We start from the raw sequence: 23,430 nt of genomic DNA, 5'->3' as shown, positions 1-23,430 counted from the left end.
GTCGTTCCGGTTATCCGGAACTCGCCTGCCATATTGTACCCGAAAAAGAAAACGAAATGAATACGAAAATGCATGTTTTGCGAAGAAAAGTTTCTGAAAAGATAGACATATGCGCGAAAAAGGTGCCGGAGCGCTTCCGTCGGCACCTTGATCTCCATCTTTGCTTAGTTCCAGACGTCTTTCGCGATTTCGACTACATGGCGAAGTTTGTCCCACTGCTGCTGTTCGGTCAGCAGATTGCCTTCTTCGGTCGAAGCGAAACCGCACTGCGGGCTGAGGCATAATTGATCGAGATTCGCGTAGCGGGACGCTTCTTCGATCCGGCGTTTGATCTCGTCTTTGCTCTCCAGATCGCCGAACTTCGAAGTGACGAGACCCAGCACGATTTGAAGATCGCTGCGGTTCACGTAGCGCAGCGGTTCGAACGAGCCGGAGCGTTCGTCGTCGAATTCCAAGAACAGGCCGTCCAGATTCAATCCTTGGAAGATCGCTTCCGAAGCGGCGTCGTAACCGCCCGAAGCCGTCCAAGTCGATTGGAAGTTGCCGCGGCAGATATGCATCGTGATGACCATGTCTTCCGGCTTGTCTTTGATCGCTTCGTTGATCGAACGCACGGAATACTCTTGAAGCTGCTCCATCGTGAAGCCTTTGGCGCGGAACGCTTCGGGCATATTGCCCGTGAAGAAGATCGCCCACGACGTATCGTCGAGCTGGAGGTAGCGGCAGCCGGCATCGTAGAAGGCCCGAATCGCTTTGCGGTAAGCAAGGCTGAGATCATGCAGCAGCGCTTCGTGATCTTCGTACAGCGGGAATTCGTTCTTGCCGCGGAATTGCAGCATGTTCGGGCTCGGAATGGTCATCTTCGCTACGGAGCCGCCGGCTACGGAATGCAGATAGCGGTAATGATCGAGCATCGGGTGATCGGTGAAGTCGATCTTGCCGGTGATTTTGACCGCATGGGCTTTGGTCGTCACGCCGTGGAATTGGATGCCGGATTCCGGCGAGAAGCCTTCGACGCCGTCCAGATTTTCGAGGAAGTCGAAATGCCACCAAGCGCGGCGGAATTCGCCGTCCGTCACGACCTGCATGCCGGTCTCCTGCTGAAGCTTGACCGCGCGTTTGATCTCTTCGTCTTCGACCGCTTTGAGCTGCGCGGCGTCGATCTGCCCGGCCGCCAATTGCAGACGCGCCTGCTTGATCGACTCCGGTCTCAGCAGACTGCCGACCTGATCCGCGCGAAAAGGCGCGAGCGTGCGCCAAAGTCCCGTATTCGAAGCTTGTGTCATGTTCCATTCTCCTATCCCGATATGAATTCCGGCCCGAACGGCGGCCGTGCCCGCTTCGCGCGCCGAACGCTGTCGCGCGGTGTACCGATAAAGCCAAGGTTATCTTGAATCCTAACAGAGCTTGTCGGGATTGTAAATCTTGTTTTGACAATCGAGTGGGGGAGGGGAGCTGCACGTCATAGGCGGTGCAGCTTCAATCTGTCGAGAAAATCCTATTCGCAAAATCTGAACCAGAGCTGCGGAAGAGATTCGTTAGCGTATGCTTTCGAAGTGACTTTCTCCGAAAGTCTTTAGCTCCACTGAATCTCTCCCTTCGCTCTTACGATTTGCTTCAAATAGGACGTTCTCGACAAACGGGCTGCACGGCATAAGCCGTGCAGCTTTGATGAAGATATAGGCGAGAGAGAATAGAGAATAGAGAATAGAAAGGAGACGAAAAGAAGCGGTTGTCAGTAAACGACGTTATGCTTTTTCGACTGTTCGATGACGTCTTCGGAATCGTCGGAATCGCTCAGCGCGCCGCAGTACATGCCTTTGCCGTAGCCGACGAAAGGCTTTCCGGCCATGGTTCCGCGGATTTTCGATTTCACGAACACGATCGGCGCGTCGTATTTCGAACTCATGTCGATGCTGCTTTGCAGCGGAAGGCCTTTATCGCTTTTGATGTAATCGTGCGGTCCATAGTTGATCTGCAGGATCTTGGCTTTGGGGTCGTTAAGCGCATACTCGTACGGAAATTCCGCAGGGTTGGAGGAAGCGGCCGGAGAACTCCAAGTATCGACCCAGCCGGCGTCCGCTTGATCCACGTCGAATGTCCATTGGCCGACCGGATAAGTCACTTTTTGGCCCGAACCCAGCAGTACGACAATTCCCGGCGTGCGAAATTGACCGATTTTATGAGCGGTATAATCCAATATCATGCTGTATGAGCCATATTTTTCGCCCGGCGATACCTGGTTTGGCGAGACATCAAATTTATCGACGACGACTTCTTCGGCCAGTCCTTGAAAAGCCACGTTGACGATATCGTCCGCGTCATAAGGGGCTTTGCCTTTGTCGAAAAACAGCGTAACGGCGATCCGGTTCGATTCGCCTTTCTCCACGGCGGCGTAGGTATCCATCCAAGCCATGAAGTCGTTTCTGACCGTTTTCGAAGGTTCCTCGCGGCTGCATCCGGCAAGCAGAAGGAGCAGCAGAGCCAGCAGCATGATCGACTTCTTCATCTGCATTCTCCTATCCGAGTTATTTTATGGAAGTTTCGTTTAGGTTTATTCTAACACATCGGAAGAACAGAGGCCGCGCAAAAAGGCTTTTGCCCGCCGAAAGCGGACAAAAGCCTCGATTTTATTTTGCCGATCGCCGAAGTCCTCGCTGTAGACGCGATTCGAACGATACCGGCGCCGCGTTTAATCGCGGAACAAGAAATCGATCTGCTCGATCTGCTGCGGCGTCAGATTCACGTCGAGCGTCTTGAGGTTGGCCGCGACTTGACGATCGTTTTTCGCGCCCGGAATCACCGCGTCGATCGCGTCTCGGGTCAGGTACCACGCGAGCACGACGTTCGAGATGTCCGCGCCTTGAGCCGTCGCGATCTCGCGCAGCCGGTTTACCTTTTCCACGTTGCGTTTGAAGGTCTCGCCTTGGAACATCGGGTTCTTCAGCTTGCTCTCGTCCAACTTGTCGTCGGTTTTGTATTTGCCGGTCAGCAGGCCGGAAGCCAGCGGGAAGTAGGGCACGAACGAGATGCCGTGCTCTTTCGCGTAAGGGAGCAGTTCGGCTTCCGCGCCGCGTTTGAACAAGTTGTATTCGCCTTGGAACACGTCCACATGGCCGTCTTTGTTCGCTTCGCGAAGCTGCTCCATCGAGAAGTTGGAGACTCCGATCGCGCGGATCTTGCCTTCCTGTTTCAGTTTCGCCAGTTCGCCTACGGCTTCGTCTTTCGGCGTATGTTCGTCCGGGAAATGGATGTAATACAAATCGATGTAGTCGGTGCCGAGACGCTTCAAGCTGGCCTCGACCGATTCTCTCAGGAACGCCGGGGAGTTGTCGATTTCGACGCCGTCGCCGACGATCTTATGTGCGCCTTTGGTGGCGATCACGATCTCGTCGCGATGCCCGTATGATTTCAGTACTTCCCCGATCAGTTCTTCCGAACGTCCGGGTCCGTAGATAAACGCCGTATCCAGAAAGTTGATGCCGCTCTCGAGCGCGGTACGCACCGAGGCTTTGCCGGCTTCTTCATCCAGATTAGAGAAAAGATTATGTCCGCCCACGGCATTGGTGCCGAGACCGACCGGAACGATGTTCAGGCCGCTTTTGCCCAAAGTCACTTTCTCGCGTACTGCTTTCGTCATGGTCAAACCCTCGCTTTCGGATCGATAAATAGATAATGAATAGAGAATAAAAAGAGACAATATCTTAAAAATGTACCCCGAAAAACGGTTGCTGTAACGCTTCTGGATTCGATTTCCGATAAAAAAAGTCGGGAAAGCGAAATTCGAGAAGAGTACGCGAAACAGGAAAGACCCGGTCGGCCTCTCCTGTTCGTTGCGGCGTTACGTTCAGTCGGACTGCTTAAGCGTATCCTTGCGTGAAGCGAAAAGTTCGACGGTCCCGTTCGGCCTTCGGATCAGTCCACTTTCGCGCCGTAGGCCCGCATGAACAACACCGCCTGCTCGCGGTCCATCCGCACGTTTTTGACGTCCAGCGATTTGAAATCCACGCCGTCGAGTATCGCGTCCCGCAGATCCGCCCCTTGCAGCTTCGCTTTGCCGAGCTGGCAGCGGGTCAAGTCCGCGCCGCGAAGGTCGGCTTTCTGCAGGCTGGTCTCGGACAGGTCGGCCTCATAGAATCGAGCTCCGCGCAGATCTTGGCGATCCAAACGGGCATGACGCAGATTGGTGTACGACCAATCGCCGCGCACGACGGTAAATCCGTCCAGCCGCGAACCCGCGAAGTCGGAACCGGTCATCTTGCAATCTTCGAATTTGGCCGCGAACAGATCCGCCTCGCCGAACTTACAGTTCTCGAACGCCGATTGGATATGGATCGAACCGTTCATCGAAGCGCCGCGAAAATCGCATTCGGTAAACCGGCAGCCCCGCGTCATGATCTCTTCCAGCGAACCGTTCGCGAAGCGGCAGCGGACGAAAACGCAGGTATTCAGCTCGCCGTCCCGCAGATCCTGTCCGCCGAAATCGACGTCTTCGTAGGTCCGGTTTTCGTATTCAAACATGCTTGCTTCCGCCTTCCTTGTACCCTTTTCCGATCAAGCTTGACGTTCGAACGCCTGCACGACTTCGAGGATGACCTCTGTCGCTTTGACCATATTGTCGGCGGACGCGTATTCGTACCGGCCGTGATAATTCTCGCCGCCGGTGAAGATGTTCGGCGTCGGCAGGCCCATATAAGAGAGCTGCGAGCCGTCGGTACCGCCGCGGATCGGTTTGATGACCGGGGTGATGCCGAGCTTCTCCATCGCTTCGCGCGCGATATCCACGATCTCGATCACCGGCTCGATCTTCTCGCGCATATTGTAGTATTGATCGCGCAGTTCGAGCAGCACGTTCTCTTCGCCGTACGTCTGACGGAATTCGGCCGCGATCGTCTCCATCAGTTTCTTGCGGTTCTCGAAGCTCGGACGGTCGAAGTCGCGGATAATGTACGACAGCGTCGTCTGATCCGTGCCTCCGTTAATGTCCAGCAGGTGGAAAAAGCCTTCGTAGCCTTCCGTGAATTCCGGCGACTCCTGCTCCGGCAGACGGCGGTGGAACTCCATCGCGATCTTGGCGGCGTTGATCATTTTGCCTTTGGCCGTGCCCGGATGGACGCTGACGCCTTTGATCGTGACTTTGGCGGCCGCGGCGTTAAAGCTCTCGTATTCCAGCTCTCCGAGCGGGCCGCCGTCCATCGTGTAGGCGTATTTCGCGCCGAACGCGTCGACGTCGAAACGCTGCGGGCCGCGCCCGATTTCTTCGTCCGGGGTAAACGCGACGCGGATCTTGCCGTGTTTGATCTCCGGATGCGCCAGCAGGTAATTCATGGCGGTCATGATCTCGGCCATGCCCGCTTTGTCGTCGGCGCCGAGCAGCGTCGTGCCGTCGGTGGTAATCAGCGTGTGGCCGACGTAGCCGGTCAGTTCCGGAAACTCGCGCGGGGATAGCACGATGTTCAGCTCTTTGTTCAATACCAGATCGCTGCCGTCATAGCTGTCCACGATCTGCGGATTCACGTTCGCGCCGGTGAGTTCCGTCGCCGTGTCGAGGTGGGCGAGGAATCCGATCACCGGAACGTCCGTTTTGTCGGTGTTCGCCGGCAGCGTCGCCATGACGTAGCCGTTGCCGTCGAGCGTGATTTCCTGCATGCCCATCTCCGTCAGCTCGCGCACGAGCTGTTCGGCCAGCTTCATTTGTCCGGGCGTGGACGGGCAGGTCTCGCTTTCTTCATTAGACTGCGTATCGAAACGGGCGTAGCGGTCGAGACGTTCGATCAGCTCTTTTTTCATGGATGGATTCCTTCTTTCCGTGAAGCCGCTCCGGAGGGAGAAAAGGGCGGGATCGGCGGATGTCCGTTCGGGAAGGACGTTTCGCACGATTCTCGCGCCGATTCCGGCACCGGGCGGCGTTTCGATTTGGGCCGTCTCGAAGACGGGCGCATGACGTCATTTTAGCATGAAAAAGGGTTTCGAAAAAAGCGAGGCGGGAAGCGCGAACAGGAGAAAACACAAAGCGGACGGTTGAAAGGATAAACAGGTGCGTGCGGCAAAAGCATGGCGAATCGGCGGCAAACGTGCGACAATACGAAATACGTCAAAAACGGCCGGGGAAGCCGAGCGTTACATGCTCGCCGCCATGTCCGGCAATCGGAGGTTGATCAGGATGAATATTTCGTTAGTGATCTTTCAAGGCCCGAGCGCTTCGGGCAAAACGACTCTGCAAGCGGTGCTGGGGCTGCCCCGCATCGTGACTTGGACGTCGAGAGCGCCGCGCGACGGCGAGATCGACGGGGTGGATTATCATTTTACGCGGCGCGAGACGCTGGAGCGGATGATGCGCGAAGGGCAAATGCTCGAGACCAGCGAATACCGCGGCCACTTGTACGGGACCTCGCTGGCTTCGATCGAAGAGACCGCCCGCGGCGGCGGTCTTCGTTCGATCGTCCTCGATCCGAGCGGCGCCGATGTCGCCGCCGAACTGCTCGGCGAGCGCGCCCTGCGGCTCGGCGTGTCGGCTTCGCGCGCCGAATGCGAAGCGCGCCTGCTGGCGCGCGGCTCCGACGCCGCGACGATCTCGGCGCGCCTCGCCGGTTACGACGAAGAGATCGCCGCGCTGGACCGCTGCGATCTGATCGTGCGCAGCGGCGAGGGCGGCCTGGAACGGGCCGGCCAGATCGTGCGGGCGCTTCGCCCGCTGCTCGGCGTCTTGGACTGACGCCGGGAACTGCCGCCGAGAGGGCGGGCCGCTTATGCATCGCGGCCCGCCCTCTCGGTTTTGCTTTGCGCGGCGCGGAGCAAGGGCCGCCACGCGCAGCCGGCCGCGGCGGACTGCGCGAGAAGGGCTTCGCGCCGCCCTCCGGGCATGCCGCCGTCTGCGCCTGCTGCCCTCGGGACCTGCCGCCCGCAGAGCATGCCACTCGCTGCGCATACTGCCCATCTGTTCGCGTATCTACGGCGGCCGCCTTTCGCTTGCAGCCTGGCCGAGCCAAGAATCGCGATCCAGCGCTTAGGATCGTCGAGCCGGAAAAGCATAGGCAAAAAGCAAACCGAATCGAACCGGTTGCGCTATTCGCTGCCAATCCAAACACCGCAGCGAGTCCGCCCGCGGCGATTCGGATGGAGGTTCGGATTCTAACGGAACGAGATGACGCTTAGCGCGCGTTTTGAGCCGTTTTAAAATTCTAACGGATTCAGATGACGCTTAGAATGAAAAAAGGCCGATTTTCGGCCGAAAAAGAGGCGAATCGGACGGCTAAGGAATCTACGATCCGTTAGAATCTCAAAAAGGCTTGTTTCGCGCTTCTAACGAATCTACGATCCTTTAGCCGAGCCGAGCCGAGCCGAGCCGAGCCGACTTACGTCTAAGTCACTTTCTCGGCAGTCTGAATAAGCGCAATCCTCCGCTTATTTTTCTCCGATTCCGACCGATTTCGCCGATAAGTCCATTTATCCGCTTATTCCGCCGAAAAACCCGATTCTCGGAAGAATCGGGTTTATTTAAGCGGATATTCGCACTTATTCGCGAAAAGGTCTGTTTTCGTCAGAAATAAGCGGATATTCGGCGTTAATCGATTGCAGCGGTTTGCGCAAGCCAGCCGCCGAAGATCGCCATGACGTTTCTTCGAAGATCGTGATCGGCACCTGTCCGATCCGCCGGCAGCCGCAGTCTCGGTGCGCCTTCCTATTTTTTCGGAAACCGAAGCTTTCCACCCGCCGCGCTGCCTCTCGGCAGCACCGGCCTTAACGTTCCACGCTATCCCTCGGCAACCGCCGCCTTAACCCGCCGCCCTACCCCTCCAGCAGCCGCTGCCCCACATACTCGCCCGGCTTCCAGCCGCCCGGACAAGCGAACAAGCCGCTGGCGATATGCGACGTGTATTCGTTGAGCTTGTCCATCTGGCTCATTATGCGCAGCATGGGGATAAACTGCTCCTGCGGATTGCGCTGGTAGCTGAGGAACAGCAGGCCGGCGTCGACGTTGCCCGTGCGGGCGTCGATGCCGCCGGTGTAGGAATACGCGCGGCGATGAATCTGCATCCCGCTTTTTTTCGCCAAGCCGACATGCGAGTCCGCCGGAAGCTGCGCGGGATCGACCGTATCGAATTCGCCCGTTTTGCCGTATGCCGCTCCAGAAGCTTTGTATCGGCCGAACGTATCTTCTTGATCTTTCAGCGAGGAACGATCCCAGACTTCCAGCAGCATGCGGATCTTGCGGTAAGCCAAATAGCTGCCGCCCTGCATCCACCCCGGTTCTTCTCGGCCCGCCCAGACGATATCGTCGTAGCCGGATGCGGAGTCGTGCAGCGAGTTCGCCGTGCCGTCTTTGAAGCCGAACAGATTGCGCGGCGTGTTGCCCGGAGGCGAGCTGATAAATCCTTCTTCCATCCACAGCACCGACGCCGTAAAAGCGCCGATCCGGATCAGGTTGCGCGCTGCATGGAACGCGACCTGCTGATCGTCCGCGCAGATCTGCACGCAGATATCGGCGCTAGGCAGCGATTCCTCGAGCCGGTCTTTGGGCATTCGCGGAATATCGCTCAAGTATTTCGGAGCGCGGGCGGCCGCGCCGAAGCGGTCCGAACCGCCCTGCGAGAAGAAGGAGGGACCGAATCCGAACGTGACGCTAAGCTTGGCGGCGGGCAGATCGACGCTTTCGCCGCTGTCGCTCGGCGGGAGCAGGCGGCCGCTCGCTTCCACCGCCGACGCGCCGCTCGTGCTCAGATCGCAGAAACGCGTCCAATCCCGCAGCAGTTCGATCAGCTCGGCCCGGTCTTCGGTCGTCACTTTGAAGCCGACCAGATACATATAAGTCTGCTGCGGCGTGATGATGCCCGCCTGATGCTCGCCATAGAAATCCAGCCGCTCGTTCGAGATCGAAGACTCGGAAGCCGCCGCCGCGCCGCCTTGCGCTTCTGTAGGCGTCGAAGATTGGAACATCTTCATGATCGCGCCCAGACCGCTTGCGCCGAGCGCGATGCCTCCGCCCGCGACGGCGGACATTTTCAGCATCTCGCGCCGGGTGTACCCTTTGCTGCCGCCGCCACCCGTCGCCGCGTCTCCTTTTTCCGCCGACTGCTGCCGATCCTGTTCTTCGTTCTTCATCTCATGCCCCTTCTTCATGCCGTTCTCCCGATTACAGAATCTTCGCCGTCTGCGACATCAGTTCCGACAATTGGGACAGCTGATCGCTCAGTTCCCGGATTTGTTCGGTCGTAAGATCGGTGTACAGCGCGTACTGCCCGTCTTTATTGTACTGCGACAGCGTGTTCTCCATCTTCTGGAACTGCGCGTCGAGCTGGTCGGCCAAGTCTTTATGTCCGTCGTTCAGCGCCGGAATGATCGCGAAATAGACCGCTTTGGAGCCTTCCACGTTCGCCGCCAGATCGACCAGGTCGGTATGCGAATACGTTTCTTCTTCGCCCGTGATCTTCGACGTCGCCGCTTCGTTCAGCAGTTCCATCGCGCCCGCGACCATCGCTTCCGGTTCCAGCTTGAGCGTCTTGACCTTTTCTTGCAGCGCTTTGACGTCCGTCATCAGCTGATCCGCGTATTTGTCTTGGCCTTCGAGCGACTTGGTTTCCCACAGCGCGCGTTCGATCCGGTGGAAACCGGTCCACTGCTCTTCGCTCTCCACGTCCGGCAGACGCGCGTCGATCTTCGGATCGAGGTCGCCGAGGCTTTCCGCGACCGGTTCGATATTTTCGTAGTAGACGCGGGCGACGGTATAGTTCGTTTTGGCTTTCTCGATGTCTCCGGCTTTGACCGCGTCCGCGAACACTTGGGTGGCCGCGACGAATTTGTCCGTCTGTTCGATCACGTATTTCTCGTAACCTTCGACGGCTTGGGAAAGGACCTCGGAAGCGGCGGCGGTCGTCGGTTTGGCGTTCATGAGGGTGTCCAGCGAAATTTGCAGCTTGGCGGCGTTCTCGTTCAGCGAAACGTAGTCCATTTTGTCGTAAGCCGAAGCCGAGAAGATCGGCATTTCGTATTTCTCGACGTCCGTGTACAGCAGCGGGAACTGATCGCGCACGGTGTTCTCGTAAGACAGCCAGATGTCGTTGATCGATTGGCTGAGTTCTTTGACTTTGCCGTCGTCTTTGGCGGTCAGCGCTTCTTGGAACTTGGCCGTCTCGTCTTTCATCTTCTGCGCGCCTTCGCGCACGGCTGCCGCCGCGTCGTCGGCAGACGCCTCGCTTGCGGCCGGCGTTTCTTCGGCAGCGGCGTTGTCGGCGGAAGCTGTGGTGTCTGTCTCCGCAACCGCGGTCTGCGCACCGGCGGCTTCCGTGGTTTTCGTGTCCGCCGCGGTTCCGCAGGCGCTCAAGGCGAGCATGGCGGCAAGCGCGGCAGAAGACAGGATCGCGAACGGCAGTTTGCGGCGAGGCGGCGTGTGGTTATCGGATGTTTGCGGCATATCGGAAAAACGAGTCATAAGATCAACCTCCGTGGATGAGTTTAAATTGGGCGTGCTCGACTTTCTGCGATCAGGGACGGTGCGGGCAAAACGGAAATCAAGCGTTCGGAATCCGGTTCGAAACTTAAGCTTGAGCGGCCTGCCCGCTTCGGCGCCGCAGCAGCGGTCCGAGATAGGCAGCGGCGGCGGCGAGCAGCAGCAGAAGCTGCGGCAGCGTGCTGTACCAAGACGGATACAGACTGATCGTCGCCGCGGACGGCAGATAAGATTCGGTCGAAGACGGGATCAAGCCGGCCATTTGCAGACTATGGATGCCCGAGCCCATGAATTTGAAGCCCAGATAGAAGACGACGACGCTGGACACGAGGAAAAAGGGCTTAAGCGGCAGACGGTCGCCCAGTTTGACGATCACGACGGCGATCAGCGCCAGCGCGCCGAAGCCCGTCGCGATGCCCAGCAGCAGTTCGCGGCCCGGCATCCGTCCGGCAAGGCCGATCAGGAAGATGACCGTCTCCAGCCCTTCGCGCACGATCGCCAGAAAAGCCAGCAGCGCCAGCGAAAACATCCGTCCGCTCGACAAAGCCTGTTTGCTGCTGCTGCGGAGCTTCTCGTTCCAGCGCCGCATATCGGAGCTGCGATGCAGCCAGTAGCCGACGTAGAGCAGCATCCCGGCCGCGATGACGCCGGTCCAACCGTTGAGCAGCGAGTTGCTCGCGCCGAACACCGAAGTCGAGAGCCACAGCGAGACGGCGGCGCCCGCCGCGACCGAGAAGACCAGTCCGGCGGCGGAACCGCCGACGATCCAGCGCTGCCCGCGCGGCGCGCCGGATTTGCGCACGAACGCCAGCAGCGAGCCGACGACCAGCAGGGCTTCCAGTCCTTCGCGGATCGGAATCAGCGCGGCATCGACCCAACCGTACCCGGCGTCGGCGAGCGGCGTCAGGGCCGCGATCAGTCGATCGAGCAGCGGAGCCGCTTGGGCCTGCTTCGCCGGATCGGCGAGATAAGCCGGAAGCAGCACCAGATCGCGTTCGGTATCGGCATAGACCGAGGCCGAGCGGCCGACGACTTCGCCTTCGACGGACAACCACTGGTTTTGCAGTTCGCGGGCTCCGCTTTGCGCGGCTGACCAATCTTGCGCTTCCGCGGCTTCTTGCACGCTCTTGAGCTTGCCGATATAGAGGCCGAGCGTCATCTTGCTGCGGCCTTCGTTATCCGTATACGAGCCTTCGTCGTAACTGACCAGCGACAGGCGAAGCTCGTCGAGCTTCTCGGCAATTTCGTCCGGGTTGCCGCTTATGTACGCTAACGAGACGTCCGCGACGCCGCGATCCAGATCGGCCGCCAGCGAAGCCGAATCGTTTTTCGCCGATTGCTTGCTGCGCGTCCACCATTGTTTGACCGGCGCGAACGACTGCTTGGAAGCGTCGGCGTCGCCGTTTCCGATTCGCAGCAGCGCTTCGTCTACGGCCGCGATCGCGGATTTCGTGCCTGTCGGATCGGCTGCCCCGGCGGCAGCGGCCGTCCCGGCGATCGAGATCAGCAGCAGAAGCATCGTCAGCAGGACGGCAGGGATGCGGAGTTTGGCATAGAAGCGCATGACGTTCTTCCTTTCCTATTCAAGTAGGTTCGAGCGATTGAAGTCGCGATAGGTGATAATGATTATCAATTTGGTCAAAAGTAACTCGATTATAGGAGCGCGGCAGGCGGTTGTCAATCCGGAATTTTTCGCCGGGGCGATTTTGCCTCCGAAGAACGCAAACCGCTCTGTAGAGCGGTTTGAACGAAAACATTTTCTGCAAAAGACGAGTGCTTGATATGTAAATAATTCCTGTTGACAAGGGCGGACGCGAAGCCTATACTGATTTTATTTCAAATCAATGATAATCATTATCAATATAGACGCGAGCCGCCGATCCGCATAGCGAAGGACGGGGCCGTGCTTGGATGGAGGCATTCGATATGGCTTTTGGACCGGGAAGCATCGCGGTCGTGGTGGGCGTCGCTCTGCTCGTATTCGGACCGAAGAAGCTGCCGGAATTGGGACGGGCGGCCGGCGAGACGCTGAAAGAGTTCCGCAGCGCGACAAGAGGAATCAGCGAAGAGTCGGCGTCCGCGCGTCCGGCTTCGGAATCCGCGACGGCTCCTGCCGCTCCGAGTCTGGTCAAAGCAGCGGCGGAAAGCGAGGGAGGCAAGCCCGACTCTCCCTGACGAAGACGACGAGCGGCGGATGGGCATGTTGGGACATGTCGCCGAGCTTCGCCGCCGGGTGATGGTCTGCGCGCTGGCTTTTCTGGCTTTGTTCGCGATCGGATTCTGGGCGTCGCGTCCCGCAGTCGGCTGGATCGAGCATTCCGCGGCGGAGTCGGGCGTATCGCTGCACGTCTTCCGGGTAGCCGACGCGCTGAGCATCGTCGTGCAATCCGCGTTCTGGTTCGGTCTGGTGCTGACGTTTCCGCTGGCGCTGTATCAACTCTGGCAGTTCGTGAAGCCTGCGCTGTATCCCGCCGAACGCCGAGCGACGCTGATGTACATTCCGGCGATCTTCGGATTGTTTCTGCTCGGAGCGGCTTTTGCTTACGAAGTCGTGTTTCCGACGGTGCTGCGCTTTATGTTCGGATTGTCGGAGGAACTCGGTTTGCGGCCGGTTATCGGCATCCGCGAGTATTTCGATTTCTTGATTCGGTTGATCGTGCCGTTCGGCGTCTTGTTCGAGCTGCCGCTGCTCTTGATGCTGCTCGCTCGTTTGGGCATCGTCTCTCCTTCGTCGCTGCGCAGAACGCGCAAGTATGCGTACTTCGCGCTGCTCGTGTCGGCCGGATTCATCGCGCCGCCGGACGCGCTGTCGCTGCTGATCGTGACGCTGCCGCTGATCGTCTTATACGAAGTCGGAATCTGGATCAGCGCCGCGGTTTCGGGAAGAGAGAAGCGCGCAAGTTAGACGGCAGCTGGGAATAAAAGGTGGATAAAGAATGAGGAAACGTTTGCTTTTGAACAAGCGGTATGGTAAAATTAAAATTAATCACGAGTGAACGTCCTGATTTCGCATATTGGAAAGGGTTGTCATGTGTAGGTTATGGAACCTTTTCCAATGTGTGATTTTTTTATATCCAACCCGGACCATAAAAAATGCATGTTGCCGAAACGCTGGAAATCATGCCGGAATTTCGGAAATAAATTTTTGGAGGTTTTCTCTAATGGAAACAGGAACAGTTAAATGGTTTAACGCAGAAAAAGGCTACGGCTTCATCGAAGTTGAAGGCGGCAACGACGTCTTCGTACACTTCTCCGCAATCCAAGGCGACGGTTTCAAAACCCTCGACGAAGGCCAACGCGTTGAGTTCAACATTGTTGACGGCAACCGTGGACCGCAAGCTGAGAACGTTGTAAAACTGTAAGCCTACAGAAGAACGGACTGCTCTTAACGTTGCGTTAAGAGTAGTCTTTTTTCGTATTCGAATACCTATATCTGGTACCTTTGGTGTTGACCAGGTACGAGCTGCATCAATCCAACAACATTCGTAATCGGGACCGGCTGCGGCCCCTATCCGACATGGGGAGGCATCGAGCATGTATTTTCGTAAGAAGCAGGACGAGGAACTTGTGAAAGAAAGCACGGCGGTATGGAGCTGCGTCAAGGACGACTGCAACGGCTGGATGAGGGACAACTTTTCGTTCGAGGACGAGCCTACGTGCCCGATCTGTTCATCGAAGATGAAGCGAGATACGAAAATGCTTCCGGTGTTGGCCAATCCGACCGGAGATCCGAAGCCTCAGGGCAAATAAGATCCTTTCGCTTAAATAAGTCTTCTCGCTCGAGGAGATCGGCATCCTACCGGGATCGCAAGTTTCACGCAACGCTTTCGGCGCGCTTCGCATTCAGCGAGCGGCGGCCGGAGCGTTTTTTGTCGTGGTTTCGGCAGAGAAGAAACAGAGATGGAGGAACCGGCGTATAATAGAAGATAACGGATCAAGAAGATGGTCGGCAGCGGAAAAAGAAAGCGTTACCGTGCCGAAAATCCAGCGAGTACGCTGATCGAAAATAAGGTGAGGTAAAACCTTATTTCCGGTCGGCTCGCGAGTACGCTGATCGGATTCGATCAGCTCACGAGTACGCCGATCGATAAAGAGGAGAGGTTATGCCCCTCGAAAACCCGCTTGAACCGTGCGTGTTTCCGACGGACATAACCCTTGATCGAATTCGATCAGCTCATTAGGAGGAGTAGAAATGCAGATGCGCCGAGTCAAAATTACGGGAACCGGAAAATATTTGCCGGGAAGCGGCATCGACGCCGAAGAGATCGATCGCAGATTGGGGGCGGAACCGGGATGGGTGCTGCGCAAGACCAGCGTAGCCAATCGGCATTTCGTAGGCGAAGAAACGGCTTCGCAGATGGGCGCGAATGCCGCGCGAGAAGCTTTGCAAGCGGCCGGCCTGCAATTTGCGGATATCGACTGCCTCGTCTGCGCCAGCGGAACCATGCAGCAGCCGATCCCGTGCACGGCTTCGCTGATTCAAGAAGCGCTCGGCGAGCAGGAGTCGGGCGTCCCGTGCTTCGACGTGAACTCGACTTGTCTCAGCTTCGTGACCGCGCTCGACGTCATGTCCTATCTGATCGATGCCGGTCGGTATCGCCGGATACTGATCGTGTCGACGGAGATCGCTTCCAAAGGCTTGAATTGGTCGAACAAAGAAAGCGCGGCTTTGTTCGGAGACGGGGCGGCGGCGGCCGTCGTGGAACGTGCTCCGGAAAACGAAGCTTCGCGTATCCTGCACGCCGAGATGACGACGCATAGCGGCGGCGCGCACCATTCGGAGATCCGCGGCGGCGGAAGCGGGGTTCCGGCTTCGCTGTACGAAGAAGATCGGGCGGCCGATTATCTGTTCTCGATGGACGGCGAAGGGATCTTCCGTCAAGCTTCGCGGCTGCTGCCGGACTTCATGGACCGATTGCTCGGCGGAGCCGGGCTGGCGATGAGCGAATTCAAGCTGGTCGTGCCGCATCAAGGCAGCGTGATGGCGATGAGGCTGCTTCAGCGCAAGCTCGGCATCTCGGAAGAACAGATGCTGTATATCGCGCCGCATTACGGAAACGTGATCGCGGCTTCGATTCCGCTGGGGCTGGATATGGCGGTGCGGGAAGGACGATTGGAACGCGGCGACCGCGTGCTTCTGGTCGGGACGTCCGCGGGATTGTCGCTCGGCGGCGCGGCGCTGGTCTATTAAAGGAAGAAAAAGGGCCGGATCAAGTCCGAAAACGAGCGTCTTGTTCGTTGAAGAATCGGATTCGCTGCTGCCGGCAGAGCTTCGGCAGCAAGCCGAGAAAGGGGGAGTCCGCCATGAACGGACTGCGCGTGTTGATCACGGGCGGACGGGCTCCGTGCGCGCTGGACTTGGCGCGCGGCTTTGCGGCGAGGGGCGCGGAGGTGTATGCCGCCGAGTGCCTGGAGCATCCGCTGTGCGCGGCGTCGCGCGCGGTGAAGCGAAGTTTCCGCGTGCCGCCGCCGGCGCAGGACCCGGCAGGCTACGCGGCCGCGCTGCGGGACATCGTCCGCCGCGAACGGATCGGCCTGCTGCTGCCGACCTGCGAGGAAATCTTCTATATTTCCGAGTACCGGGGCAGCTTCGGCCCGGACTGCCGCGTGCTCGCGCCGCCGCTCGGCACGCTGCGCGAACTGCACAGCAAATGGGCGTTTATCGCGTTGTGCGCGCGGTTGGGGTTCGCCGTGCCGGAGACCGTGCGGCTGGGCGGGGAGAGCGAAGCGAAGATCGCCGGCGAGATTCCGCGGCGGCGGCGGCCGGAAGAAGCGGCTTACATCTTGAAGCCGGAGTTTTCCCGCTTCTCGGCCGGCGTGTCGAGGCACGAGACGCTGGACGAAGCGCGCGCGGAGGCGCGCCGCGCGGGCGGGTCTTGGGTGGCGCAGGCTTTCGCCGGCAGCGAGATGCTGTGCACGTACGGAGTCGCGCACGAAGGGCGGCTCCTCGCGCACGCGGCGTACCTAGCGCCGCAGACGGCAAGCGGAGCGTCCGTCTGCTTCTTGCCCGACGCCGATCCGGCGGCTCGGGAGTGGGTAGCCCGCTTCGCGGAGCGGACGAACTTCAGCGGGCAGCTCTCATTCGACTTCATCCGCACGGATGAAGGGGCGCTGCTGCCGATCGAATGCAATCCGCGAGCCACGAGCGGGGTGCATCTGCTGCTCGCGCCGCAGACGGGCGCAGCAAAGCCCGGTTCCGGCGCGGAACGCGCGCCGGATCTGCTAGACGCGCTCGCGGATCCCGAACGCGTGCGGGCGACGGTCGTCGCCGACCCGGCCCGAACGCCGATGCTGATGCTGCCGATGCTCGGCAGCGGTCTCGCTCAACTGCGTTCGCCGAAAAAGTTCGCGCGCTGGCTGCGCGATTATCGGGGTTCGCGCGACGTGCTGCTTCGAAGCGGCGACGCCGCCGTGCTGCCGCAGGCGATACGGATGATGGCGGAACTTCGCCGCCGCGCTTCCCGGTTAGGCCTATCGATGTCCGAGGCTTCCGTGCACGACATCGGTTGGAACGGGGACCCGATCGGGTCGGGGCCGATCGACGGTACTCGGAAGAACGGAGGGATCGGCGAGCCGGCTTCGAGAGACAGTCGTTAGCGTAGGATCTCGAAGCGGCGCAGCGGTTTTCGGCGAGAGACCGAGAGTACGCTTGCGAAGGGATTTTCGCCGAAAGGCTTGAGCCTATGCGTTCGAAACGGCTTTCTTCGAAAGACGGCGGCAAAGGCTTCCCGAGTGCTTTCTGCGGAAGTTTTTGCTTGTTCTTCCGAAGCGGGTTTCTCCGAAAGCTTTTGGCTGCCCTTGAAAGTCGCGGAGGCGGAGCTAGCGGTCCGACCTCGCAAGAAATTTGTTCGCGTAATCTTACAAAAGCTGCGTTAACGGATCGCAGATCCCTTAGAAGCACGAAATAATCCTTTTCGAAATTTTAACGGATCGTCGATTCCTTAGCCGTCCGTTTTGCCTCTTTTTAAGCCGAAAATCCGTCTTTTGTCCTTCTAAGCGTCATCTGAATCCGTTAGGTTTTCAAAACCGCTCCGAATGCCCGCTAAGCGTCATCTCGTTCCGTTAGAAATCCGAGATGGATTCGACTCGACGCGATCGGGACGGATCGGAACGGACCGGAACGTGTGAAACCGCAGCGGGTGCTTTTGCTTTTTGGCAAAGAAAAGGTCGGCGAAACATGCGATTCGCAGAGAAGAAGACGGAGAAAGAGAGACTCTTGCAAGATGTGGATAAGCGGAGGAGAATAAAACGGAGAAAAACGTTATCCACATGTGGAAAAGTGTTCGCAGGCTTCTTTTTTGCCTTTTTGGCACCGAAATCGGGGATATCCGGGGGATAACAGGGATAAGCTTGCTCTCTTTGAGCGTTTCCGACGGGGACGTAAAGTTATACACAGCGGCGTTAAGCGAATTCTCGCCTTTCGATAAAGGGCAGGAATGCGCAAAATCGACAGAGAATTCGTAGTATACGCGAAGGATGCGGGTCCCGGCAAGAGGGTCGAGGCCAGAAAAAAGCGAAGGCTATGACGGATTTGCGCAGGCGGCCTTTTTGCGGCGCAGAGCGAATACGTTTCGCGCCGCGAGGCCGCGGAAGCAGGAGGTATATCGATGAAAATATTGGTGACCGGGGCGACCGGTTTTCTCGGCGGGCGTCTGGCTCGCGCTTTGCGGGAAGACGGGCACGAAGTGACGGGGATGGGACGCAGTCCGCAGGCGGGACGAATGCTGATTCAAGACGGCGTTCGATTTGCTTCGGCCGAGCTGAGCGACGCCGAGTCGGTAAGGCGGATCTTCGATTCGGCCGAATTCGAAGTCGCGGTGCACTGCGGCGCTTATTCCGCTTCTTGGGGGCGGGACGAGGACTTTCATGCCGCCAATGTAGAAGGAACGGCGAACGTGGCCGAAGCCTGCCTTCGAAACGGAGTTCCGCGCCTGGTTCATGTCTCGACGCCGAGCGTATATTTCGGCGCGCGCAGCCGAACCGGCGTGCGCGAGAGCGATCCGCTGCCCCGTACGCAGGCCGGCGCTTACGCGCGAACCAAACTGCTGGCCGAGCAGGAAGTCGGGCGCGCGGCCGAACGGGGATTGTGCACGATCGTGCTGCGTCCCCGCGCTTTGTACGGGCCGGGCGACCGAACGATTCTGCCGCGGTTGATCGAAGCGAACGAAAAGACGGGCGTGCCGTTGATCGGCGGAGGCGACGCCCTGATCGACCTGACCTACGTGGATGACGCCGTGCGCGCGCTCAAGCTTGCGGCGTCGGCTCCGTCGGATGCGCTCGGCGGTACATATAATATCAGCGGCGGGTCGCCGATCCGGTTCGCGGACGCGGCGGAGCTGCTGTTCGCGAAGCTCGGCCGACCGCTGCGCGCGAAACGCCTGCCTTACGCCGCCGCTTACGCCGCGGCTTCGGTGATGGAGTGGGCCGCGCGGCTTCGGCCTTCCGGCGGCGAGCCGATGCTGACGCGGGCGTTGGTCGGCATGCTCGGAAGCAGCCAGACGCTGGATATCGGGGAAGCGCGGCGTAAATTGGGCTACGAACCTTCGGTCGGCGTAGAAGAAGGATTGAGCCGCTTCGTCGAAGAGTGGCGACAGCGGCAGGAAGGAGGCGGGATGCCGAAATGAGCAAGATCGAAAAAGAGCGGCAAACCGCGGCTTCGGCTTCGTCCGCTTCCTCTTCGGTGCGCGGAGCTTCAGGGAGTGCCGCGTCGTCGGATTCGGCTTCTGCCGGGCGCGTCCCTGTCGAACGAGAAACGAATGTGCAACAATCGAACGAACGGGAAGTGAACGAAAAAGGATCGAATAAACGGGAAGATGCTCGTATAGTTCGGATAGAGGATCCGCAAACGGAAACGGCGACGAAACGGGACCGCTCGGAATTGGATCGCTTATGGGAGGCGATCGGCCGCTCCGCCCCGCGCGTGAAACTGAGGGTCTTCTCCGCCGGAAGCTGCACGCATCCGGAATGGGTGACGATACGCGGCGGCAGTCTCCGCAGCGTGCGCATCCCGGCGTTGTTCGCCTGCATCGAACATCCGCAGGCCGGGCCGATCCTGTTCGATACGGGCTATTCGGATCGGTTTTTCCGCGAGACCGACCCGTTCCCGGACCGGCTCTACCGCATGGTCACGCCGGTGCGGTTCGAAGCGGGTCAGAGCGCGGCCGAGCGGCTGCGCGCGTCGGGCATTCCGCCGGAAAGCATCCGGCAGATCGTCGTCTCGCATTTTCACGCCGACCACGTGGCCGGCCTGCATGATTTCCCGCAGGCCGAATTCCTGTACGAGCGGGAGGCGCTCGAATCCATGCGCCGTCTTCGCGGCATCCGCGCCGTCAAGCGCGGCTTTCTGCCGGGTCTGCTGCCCGGCGATTTCGACCGCCGCGCCCGGCCGTTCGCGCCGGAGTCGCGCATCGAAGTACCGGAAGCGCTGCTGCCGCGCTTCCCGTTCCGCCGAGTGACCGACGTGCTCGGCGACGGCAGCCTGCTCGCCGTCGATCTGCCCGGCCATGCTTACGGGCAGATCGGGCTGCTGCTGCGCACCGAGCGCGGTCCGGCGCTGCTCTGCGCCGATGCCGCCTGGTCGGCGGCGGCTTACCGCGAGAATCGCCCGCCGAGCGCGCTGGCCGGCATCATCATGCCGGATCGCCGGGCCTACGCGGACAGCTTCCGCGCGCTTAGGGAACTGCATGAAGCGTTCCCGGAACTGACGATCCTCGCTTCGCACTGCCCCGAAGCGGAACGGCTTTACGCGGCCGAAGGCGCGCCGCTGTAGCCGCGCGTTTGCGGGAGCGGACTGCGGCTCAGGCACTTTTCGGCAATCGGGATCGGCAATTGGAATGGAGCTGCCGGACCGAAAAGTATCGCCGACCCGCAAGCCGAATTCGACTTTCGGTTCGAAACGCTGCACTTAGCCGTTTTATTCAAAGGAGGGATCCGCAATGAACACCGACCCGCTTCGCATCGCGATGCAGTACGCGGCGGCTCGAAGACGAGCGGCGTTTCGCGACCGCGAAAGTCTGGAACGTTGGCGGGAGCCGCGCATTATCCGGCATTTGGAAGAGGTTCGCGCGGCGTCGCCGTTTTACCGCGAATTGTGGCAGGGCCGGGACGTGCAGGATTGGCGCCATTTTCCGCAGATCGACAAGAAAGCCATGATGGACCATTTCGATACCCTGAACACGGCCGGCATCAAACGGGAAGACGCGATGAAGCTGGCGCTCGAAGCCGAGCAGACGCGCGATTTCACGCCGGAAATCGGCGGATTGACGATCGGCTTGTCTTCGGGAACGTCCGGCAGCCGGGGATTGTTTCTCGTCAGCCGCCGGGAACGGCTCGCTTGGACGGGGACCATCCTTCAGCGCGTGCTGCCGGGTTCGCTGCTCGGCCGGCATCAGATCGCTTTTTTTCTGCGCGCAGACAGCAATCTGTACGGTTCGGTGCGCAGCCGCCGGATCGCGTTCGAATTCTACGATCTGCTGAATCCGCTGAACGAACACGTCGCGCGATTGAACGGTCAGCGTCCGAGCGTGCTTGCCGCGCCGCCGTCGATGCTGCGGATGCTGGCGGGCGAGCTTAGAGCGGGGCGGCTGAAGATCGATCCCGGGCATCTCGTCGCGATGGCCGAGGTGCTCGATCCGCTCGATCGGCGGGTAATCGAAGAAACGTTCGGCCGCCGGATTCATCAGGTGTACCAATGTACCGAAGGGTTTCTGGGCGCGGCTTGTTCGCACGGCACGCTGCATCTGAACGAAGACGTCGTCCATATCGAAAAAGACTACGTCGACCGCGAACGGGGCGTCTTCGTTCCGATCGTCACCGATTTCTTCCGCTTCGCTCAGCCGATCGTTCGCTACCGGCTCGGCGACCTGCTGACCGAAAGCCGCGAGCTTTGCCCGTGCGGGTCGCCTTTCGCGGCGATCGAACGGATCGAAGGGCGCAGCGACGATCTGTTCGTGCTGCCGAAAATAAGCGGCGGCGGATTCGTCACGCTGTTCCCGGACTTCGTCTCCCGGACGATCATCGCGGCTTCGGAAGCCGTGGAAGCGTACCGCGCGATTCAGGAATCGCCCGAGCGGCTGACCGTCGAGCTGCAAACGGCCGACGGAGCCGACGCTTCGACCGCGGAGCGGCAGATCCGAACAGCGCTCGCGCAGCTCTGCGAACGGATCGGCGCGAGAACGCCGGATATCGAATTCGCGCTTTACGATTTTGTGCCGGGAGCGGTCAAACTGAGGCGGGTACAGAGGAGGTTTGCCGTCGATGAACGGATGGAACCTGTATGAAGGCGAAGAACTGGCGGCTTGGCTGAAGCGGCAAACGAATAATCATGCGAGGCGCGAATCGACGGAGACGGCAGAATCCGTAACGAAGGAAGGCGCAGGCGTTTCTGCTGCTGCGATCGCGGACGTTTCTGCGACTGCCGCAAAGGCCTCTGCCGAGGTCGCTGCCGAAGCGGCGGATTCCGCCTCCGCTGCTGTCGAGACCGATTCTACCGCCGGAGGTGCTCTTGCGACTGCTGCTCCCGAGGCCTTTTCCGACCCCGGCGCTCCTGCTAATGCCGCGTCCGCTCTTGCCTCCGCCGACGGCGAAGCCCAAACGCTGCGCTGGCTGGCCGCCATGCAGGCCGCAAGCGTCCCGGCCTTGATCGCCAACGTCGATACGTCGCTGCGCGCGCTGCATCGCGAAGGCTCGGGCGTGACGCTGCCGATCAGCGTCGGCGACCGCGAATACGGCGATTCCTATGTCTTCTCGCCGTATACCCATTACGTCAGCTACGCGCGCGAAGAGCTCGCGATGCTGGAATCGCGCGCCGCACGGGCGGCGCTAGGCGCGCTGCTGACGCCCGCGGGCATGCTGCTGAAGGCGTCGCGCTTCAACCGCGCCGTGCAGGTGAACAACCGGCTGTTGTCCACCAATCTGTACCCGGCGCTGAGCGCGGAAGAGATCCGCGAAGCGGCCCTGCTGCTGCTGCGGCAGTATCCCGACCGCTCGCTGATCTTCCGTTCGCTCAATCCGCGCACGACGCCGCTGTATATCGAGACGCTGACGGCGCTCGGCTTTCGCCTCGTGCCGAGCCGCCAAGTGTATCTGTACGATTCGCCGGACAAGATCCCGTCGAAAGCCCGCTGGCTGCTCAAACGCGATTACGGCCTGCTGGAGAAGCAGGGTTACGACATCGTCGGACCGGAAGAGCTGTCCGCAGCCGACGCTCCGCGTCTGGCGGAGCTGTACCGGCTGCTGTATATCGATAAATATTCGGCCCATAATCCGGTGTTCACGCCCCGATTTTTCGAGATCGCGCTCGAAAAAGAACTGCTTCGGCTGCACGCGCTGCGCGCTCGCGGCACGGGGAGCCTAGACGCGGTGTTGGGTTATTACGTTCAAGACGGCATCATGACCACGCCGGTATTCGGTTACGACACGGGACTACCGCAGGACACGGGTTTGTACCGGATGCTCTCCGCCGTGCTGCTGAAGCGGGCGGCCGAAGAGAACTGCCTGCTGCACGAGAGCGCGGGAGCGGCGCAGTTCAAGCGCAACCGCGGCGCGACGGCCGAAATCGAATACAGCGCCGTATACGACCGGCATCTGCCGCCTTACCGCCGGATCGGCTGGGCCCTGCTGTCGCCGCTGCTGAATCGCGTCGGCGTCCCGATCATGAAGAAATACAAGTTCTGACGCGGAGTTCGGCGCGAAACGTCCGCCGGATCGCGTCTCCGCGAGGACGGGCAGGCACGATCCGCGAATGATTCACCACAACTCCGTCACCCGCCGCAGCAGCCCCGTGCCGGCCAGCATCGGAACGGCAGCGGCCAGCCGCAGCGTCATGGCGCCCGCGAGCAGAGGCAGCACCGCTTTTTTGGGAATTTTGCGGATCGCGATCAGTACGAGGGCGGCGATCAGCAGCGTGGTGGTCAAGATCGAAAATAGCAGCATGTCGGATCATCCTTTCGTTTCTGCGTCTTATCTGATCCGAGTATAAAACC

At 59.7% G+C, this 23,430-nt stretch carries 19 protein-coding genes and 1 pseudogene; 11 read left to right on the top strand and 9 right to left on the bottom strand.

The window, feature by feature from the left end:
- Positions 1 to 164: 164 nt before the first annotated feature.
- The 5 genes from CDO73_RS04675 to pepT all read right to left on the bottom strand — a co-directional run bounded on the left by CDO73_RS04675 (position 165) and on the right by pepT (position 5,790).
- A complete protein-coding gene (locus tag CDO73_RS04675) occupies positions 165 to 1,286 on the bottom strand; it encodes a 5-methyltetrahydropteroyltriglutamate--homocysteine S-methyltransferase (RefSeq protein WP_088487342.1) in 1,122 nt (373 codons plus the stop codon).
- Between the two features lie 449 nt (positions 1,287 to 1,735).
- Positions 1,736 to 2,509, bottom strand: coding sequence for a hypothetical protein (locus CDO73_RS04670; protein WP_088487341.1), 774 nt, complete (start codon positions 2,507 to 2,509; stop codon positions 1,736 to 1,738).
- A 183-nt stretch (positions 2,510 to 2,692) separates the two neighbouring features.
- The gene (locus CDO73_RS04665) at positions 2,693 to 3,640 is read right to left on the bottom strand and encodes an aldo/keto reductase (RefSeq protein ID WP_088487340.1); all 948 of its coding nucleotides are present in this window, start codon (positions 3,638 to 3,640) and stop codon (positions 2,693 to 2,695) included.
- 275 nt (positions 3,641 to 3,915) lie between these two features.
- Complete coding sequence (locus CDO73_RS04660; protein WP_088487339.1) at positions 3,916 to 4,521, bottom strand: pentapeptide repeat-containing protein; 606 nt, start codon at positions 4,519 to 4,521, stop codon at positions 3,916 to 3,918.
- 33 nt (positions 4,522 to 4,554) lie between these two features.
- Positions 4,555 to 5,790 carry a peptidase T gene (gene pepT / locus CDO73_RS04655; RefSeq protein ID WP_088487338.1) on the bottom strand — a complete coding sequence of 412 codons (1,236 nt, stop codon included), beginning with the start codon at positions 5,788 to 5,790 and terminating at the stop codon, positions 4,555 to 4,557.
- 373 nt (positions 5,791 to 6,163) lie between these two features.
- On the opposite strand from pepT, the gene CDO73_RS04650 reads away from it, so the two are divergent.
- Complete coding sequence (locus CDO73_RS04650; RefSeq protein ID WP_088487337.1) at positions 6,164 to 6,715, top strand: guanylate kinase; 552 nt, start codon at positions 6,164 to 6,166, stop codon at positions 6,713 to 6,715.
- A gap of 1,073 nt (positions 6,716 to 7,788) precedes the next feature.
- Here the strand turns inward: CDO73_RS04650 and efeB are convergent.
- From efeB to CDO73_RS04635, 3 genes are all read right to left on the bottom strand, one after another.
- Positions 7,789 to 9,102 (bottom strand): iron uptake transporter deferrochelatase/peroxidase subunit, encoded by a 1,314-nt coding sequence (gene efeB, locus CDO73_RS04645; RefSeq protein WP_088487336.1) that lies wholly within the window; start codon positions 9,100 to 9,102, stop codon positions 7,789 to 7,791.
- A 31-nt stretch (positions 9,103 to 9,133) separates the two neighbouring features.
- Positions 9,134 to 10,429 (bottom strand): iron uptake system protein EfeO, encoded by a 1,296-nt coding sequence (gene efeO, locus CDO73_RS04640; RefSeq protein ID WP_256972564.1) that lies wholly within the window; start codon positions 10,427 to 10,429, stop codon positions 9,134 to 9,136.
- 106 nt (positions 10,430 to 10,535) lie between these two features.
- Complete coding sequence (locus tag CDO73_RS04635; RefSeq protein WP_088487335.1) at positions 10,536 to 12,011, bottom strand: FTR1 family iron permease; 1,476 nt, start codon at positions 12,009 to 12,011, stop codon at positions 10,536 to 10,538.
- A gap of 362 nt (positions 12,012 to 12,373) precedes the next feature.
- Between CDO73_RS04635 and tatA the strand changes: the two are divergent.
- The 10 genes and pseudogenes from tatA to CDO73_RS04580 all read left to right on the top strand — a co-directional run.
- Positions 12,374 to 12,517 (top strand): annotated as a pseudogene (gene tatA / locus CDO73_RS27335) (twin-arginine translocase TatA/TatE family subunit); the annotation flags it as partial.
- Between the two features lie 124 nt (positions 12,518 to 12,641).
- Positions 12,642 to 13,352 (top strand): twin-arginine translocase subunit TatC, encoded by a 711-nt coding sequence (tatC, locus tag CDO73_RS04625; protein WP_088487334.1) that lies wholly within the window; start codon positions 12,642 to 12,644, stop codon positions 13,350 to 13,352.
- 256 nt (positions 13,353 to 13,608) lie between these two features.
- On the top strand, positions 13,609 to 13,809 hold the full coding sequence (locus tag CDO73_RS04620; RefSeq protein ID WP_088487333.1) for a cold-shock protein: 201 nt from the start codon (positions 13,609 to 13,611) through the stop codon (positions 13,807 to 13,809).
- A 172-nt stretch (positions 13,810 to 13,981) separates the two neighbouring features.
- A complete protein-coding gene (locus tag CDO73_RS04615; protein WP_087798224.1) occupies positions 13,982 to 14,197 on the top strand; it encodes a cold-shock protein in 216 nt (71 codons plus the stop codon).
- Between the two features lie 442 nt (positions 14,198 to 14,639).
- Positions 14,640 to 15,638: a beta-ketoacyl-ACP synthase III gene (locus CDO73_RS04610; RefSeq protein WP_088487332.1), complete on the top strand. Its 999-nt coding sequence runs from the start codon at positions 14,640 to 14,642 to the stop codon at positions 15,636 to 15,638.
- Between the two features lie 113 nt (positions 15,639 to 15,751).
- Entirely contained in the window at positions 15,752 to 17,044 is a 1,293-nt protein-coding gene (locus tag CDO73_RS04605; RefSeq protein ID WP_088487331.1) for an ATP-grasp domain-containing protein, read from the top strand.
- Positions 17,045 to 18,054: 1,010 nt separating this feature from the next.
- Entirely contained in the window at positions 18,055 to 19,071 is a 1,017-nt protein-coding gene (locus tag CDO73_RS04595) for an NAD-dependent epimerase/dehydratase family protein (protein ID WP_179218571.1), read from the top strand.
- A gap of 254 nt (positions 19,072 to 19,325) precedes the next feature.
- On the top strand, positions 19,326 to 20,216 hold the full coding sequence (locus CDO73_RS04590; RefSeq protein ID WP_256972563.1) for an MBL fold metallo-hydrolase: 891 nt from the start codon (positions 19,326 to 19,328) through the stop codon (positions 20,214 to 20,216).
- 166 nt (positions 20,217 to 20,382) lie between these two features.
- Complete coding sequence (locus CDO73_RS04585; RefSeq protein WP_088487327.1) at positions 20,383 to 21,726, top strand: F390 synthetase-related protein; 1,344 nt, start codon at positions 20,383 to 20,385, stop codon at positions 21,724 to 21,726.
- Complete coding sequence (locus CDO73_RS04580; RefSeq protein ID WP_088487326.1) at positions 21,704 to 23,122, top strand: GNAT family N-acetyltransferase; 1,419 nt, start codon at positions 21,704 to 21,706, stop codon at positions 23,120 to 23,122. The genes CDO73_RS04585 and CDO73_RS04580 overlap by 23 nt, the downstream gene beginning before the upstream one ends.
- Positions 23,123 to 23,194: 72 nt before the next feature.
- Here the strand turns inward: CDO73_RS04580 and CDO73_RS04575 are convergent, their stop codons facing one another.
- Positions 23,195 to 23,380: a hypothetical protein gene (locus CDO73_RS04575; RefSeq protein WP_088487325.1), complete on the bottom strand. Its 186-nt coding sequence runs from the start codon at positions 23,378 to 23,380 to the stop codon at positions 23,195 to 23,197.
- Between the last annotated feature and the right edge of the window lie 50 nt (positions 23,381 to 23,430).

Origin of the sequence: Saccharibacillus sp. O23 (genome assembly GCF_002205895.1) — a bacterium.
GTDB lineage: Bacteria > Bacillota > Bacilli > Paenibacillales > Paenibacillaceae > Saccharibacillus.
Note: the sequence above shows the minus strand (reverse complement) of the source record. Positions and strands in the feature narration are given on the sequence as shown.

Excerpts from the sequence above, each read along its gene's own strand:
- CDO73_RS04575 (WP_088487325.1), bottom strand. The coding sequence starts at position 23,380 with ATGCTGCTATTTTCGATCTTGACCACCACGCTGCTGATCGCCGCCCTC.
- CDO73_RS04605 (WP_088487331.1), top strand. The coding sequence starts at position 15,752 with ATGAACGGACTGCGCGTGTTGATCACGGGCGGACGGGCTCCGTGCGCG.
- CDO73_RS04635 (WP_088487335.1), bottom strand. The coding sequence starts at position 12,011 with ATGCGCTTCTATGCCAAACTCCGCATCCCTGCCGTCCTGCTGACGATG.
- CDO73_RS04665 (WP_088487340.1), bottom strand. The coding sequence starts at position 3,640 with ATGACGAAAGCAGTACGCGAGAAAGTGACTTTGGGCAAAAGCGGCCTG.
- CDO73_RS04670 (WP_088487341.1), bottom strand. The coding sequence starts at position 2,509 with ATGAAGAAGTCGATCATGCTGCTGGCTCTGCTGCTCCTTCTGCTTGCC.
- CDO73_RS04595 (WP_179218571.1), top strand. The coding sequence starts at position 18,055 with ATGAAAATATTGGTGACCGGGGCGACCGGTTTTCTCGGCGGGCGTCTG.
- CDO73_RS04585 (WP_088487327.1), top strand. The coding sequence starts at position 20,383 with ATGAACACCGACCCGCTTCGCATCGCGATGCAGTACGCGGCGGCTCGA.
- CDO73_RS04675 (WP_088487342.1), bottom strand. The coding sequence starts at position 1,286 with ATGACACAAGCTTCGAATACGGGACTTTGGCGCACGCTCGCGCCTTTT.
- CDO73_RS04615 (WP_087798224.1), top strand. The coding sequence starts at position 13,982 with ATGTATTTTCGTAAGAAGCAGGACGAGGAACTTGTGAAAGAAAGCACG.
- efeB (WP_088487336.1), bottom strand. The coding sequence starts at position 9,102 with ATGAAGAACGAAGAACAGGATCGGCAGCAGTCGGCGGAAAAAGGAGAC.
- CDO73_RS04620 (WP_088487333.1), top strand. The coding sequence starts at position 13,609 with ATGGAAACAGGAACAGTTAAATGGTTTAACGCAGAAAAAGGCTACGGC.
- CDO73_RS04580 (WP_088487326.1), top strand. The coding sequence starts at position 21,704 with ATGAACGGATGGAACCTGTATGAAGGCGAAGAACTGGCGGCTTGGCTG.
- efeO (WP_256972564.1), bottom strand. The coding sequence starts at position 10,429 with ATGACTCGTTTTTCCGATATGCCGCAAACATCCGATAACCACACGCCG.
- CDO73_RS04660 (WP_088487339.1), bottom strand. The coding sequence starts at position 4,521 with ATGTTTGAATACGAAAACCGGACCTACGAAGACGTCGATTTCGGCGGA.
- CDO73_RS04650 (WP_088487337.1), top strand. The coding sequence starts at position 6,164 with ATGAATATTTCGTTAGTGATCTTTCAAGGCCCGAGCGCTTCGGGCAAA.
- pepT (WP_088487338.1), bottom strand. The coding sequence starts at position 5,790 with ATGAAAAAAGAGCTGATCGAACGTCTCGACCGCTACGCCCGTTTCGAT.
- tatC (WP_088487334.1), top strand. The coding sequence starts at position 12,642 with ATGGGCATGTTGGGACATGTCGCCGAGCTTCGCCGCCGGGTGATGGTC.
- CDO73_RS04610 (WP_088487332.1), top strand. The coding sequence starts at position 14,640 with ATGCAGATGCGCCGAGTCAAAATTACGGGAACCGGAAAATATTTGCCG.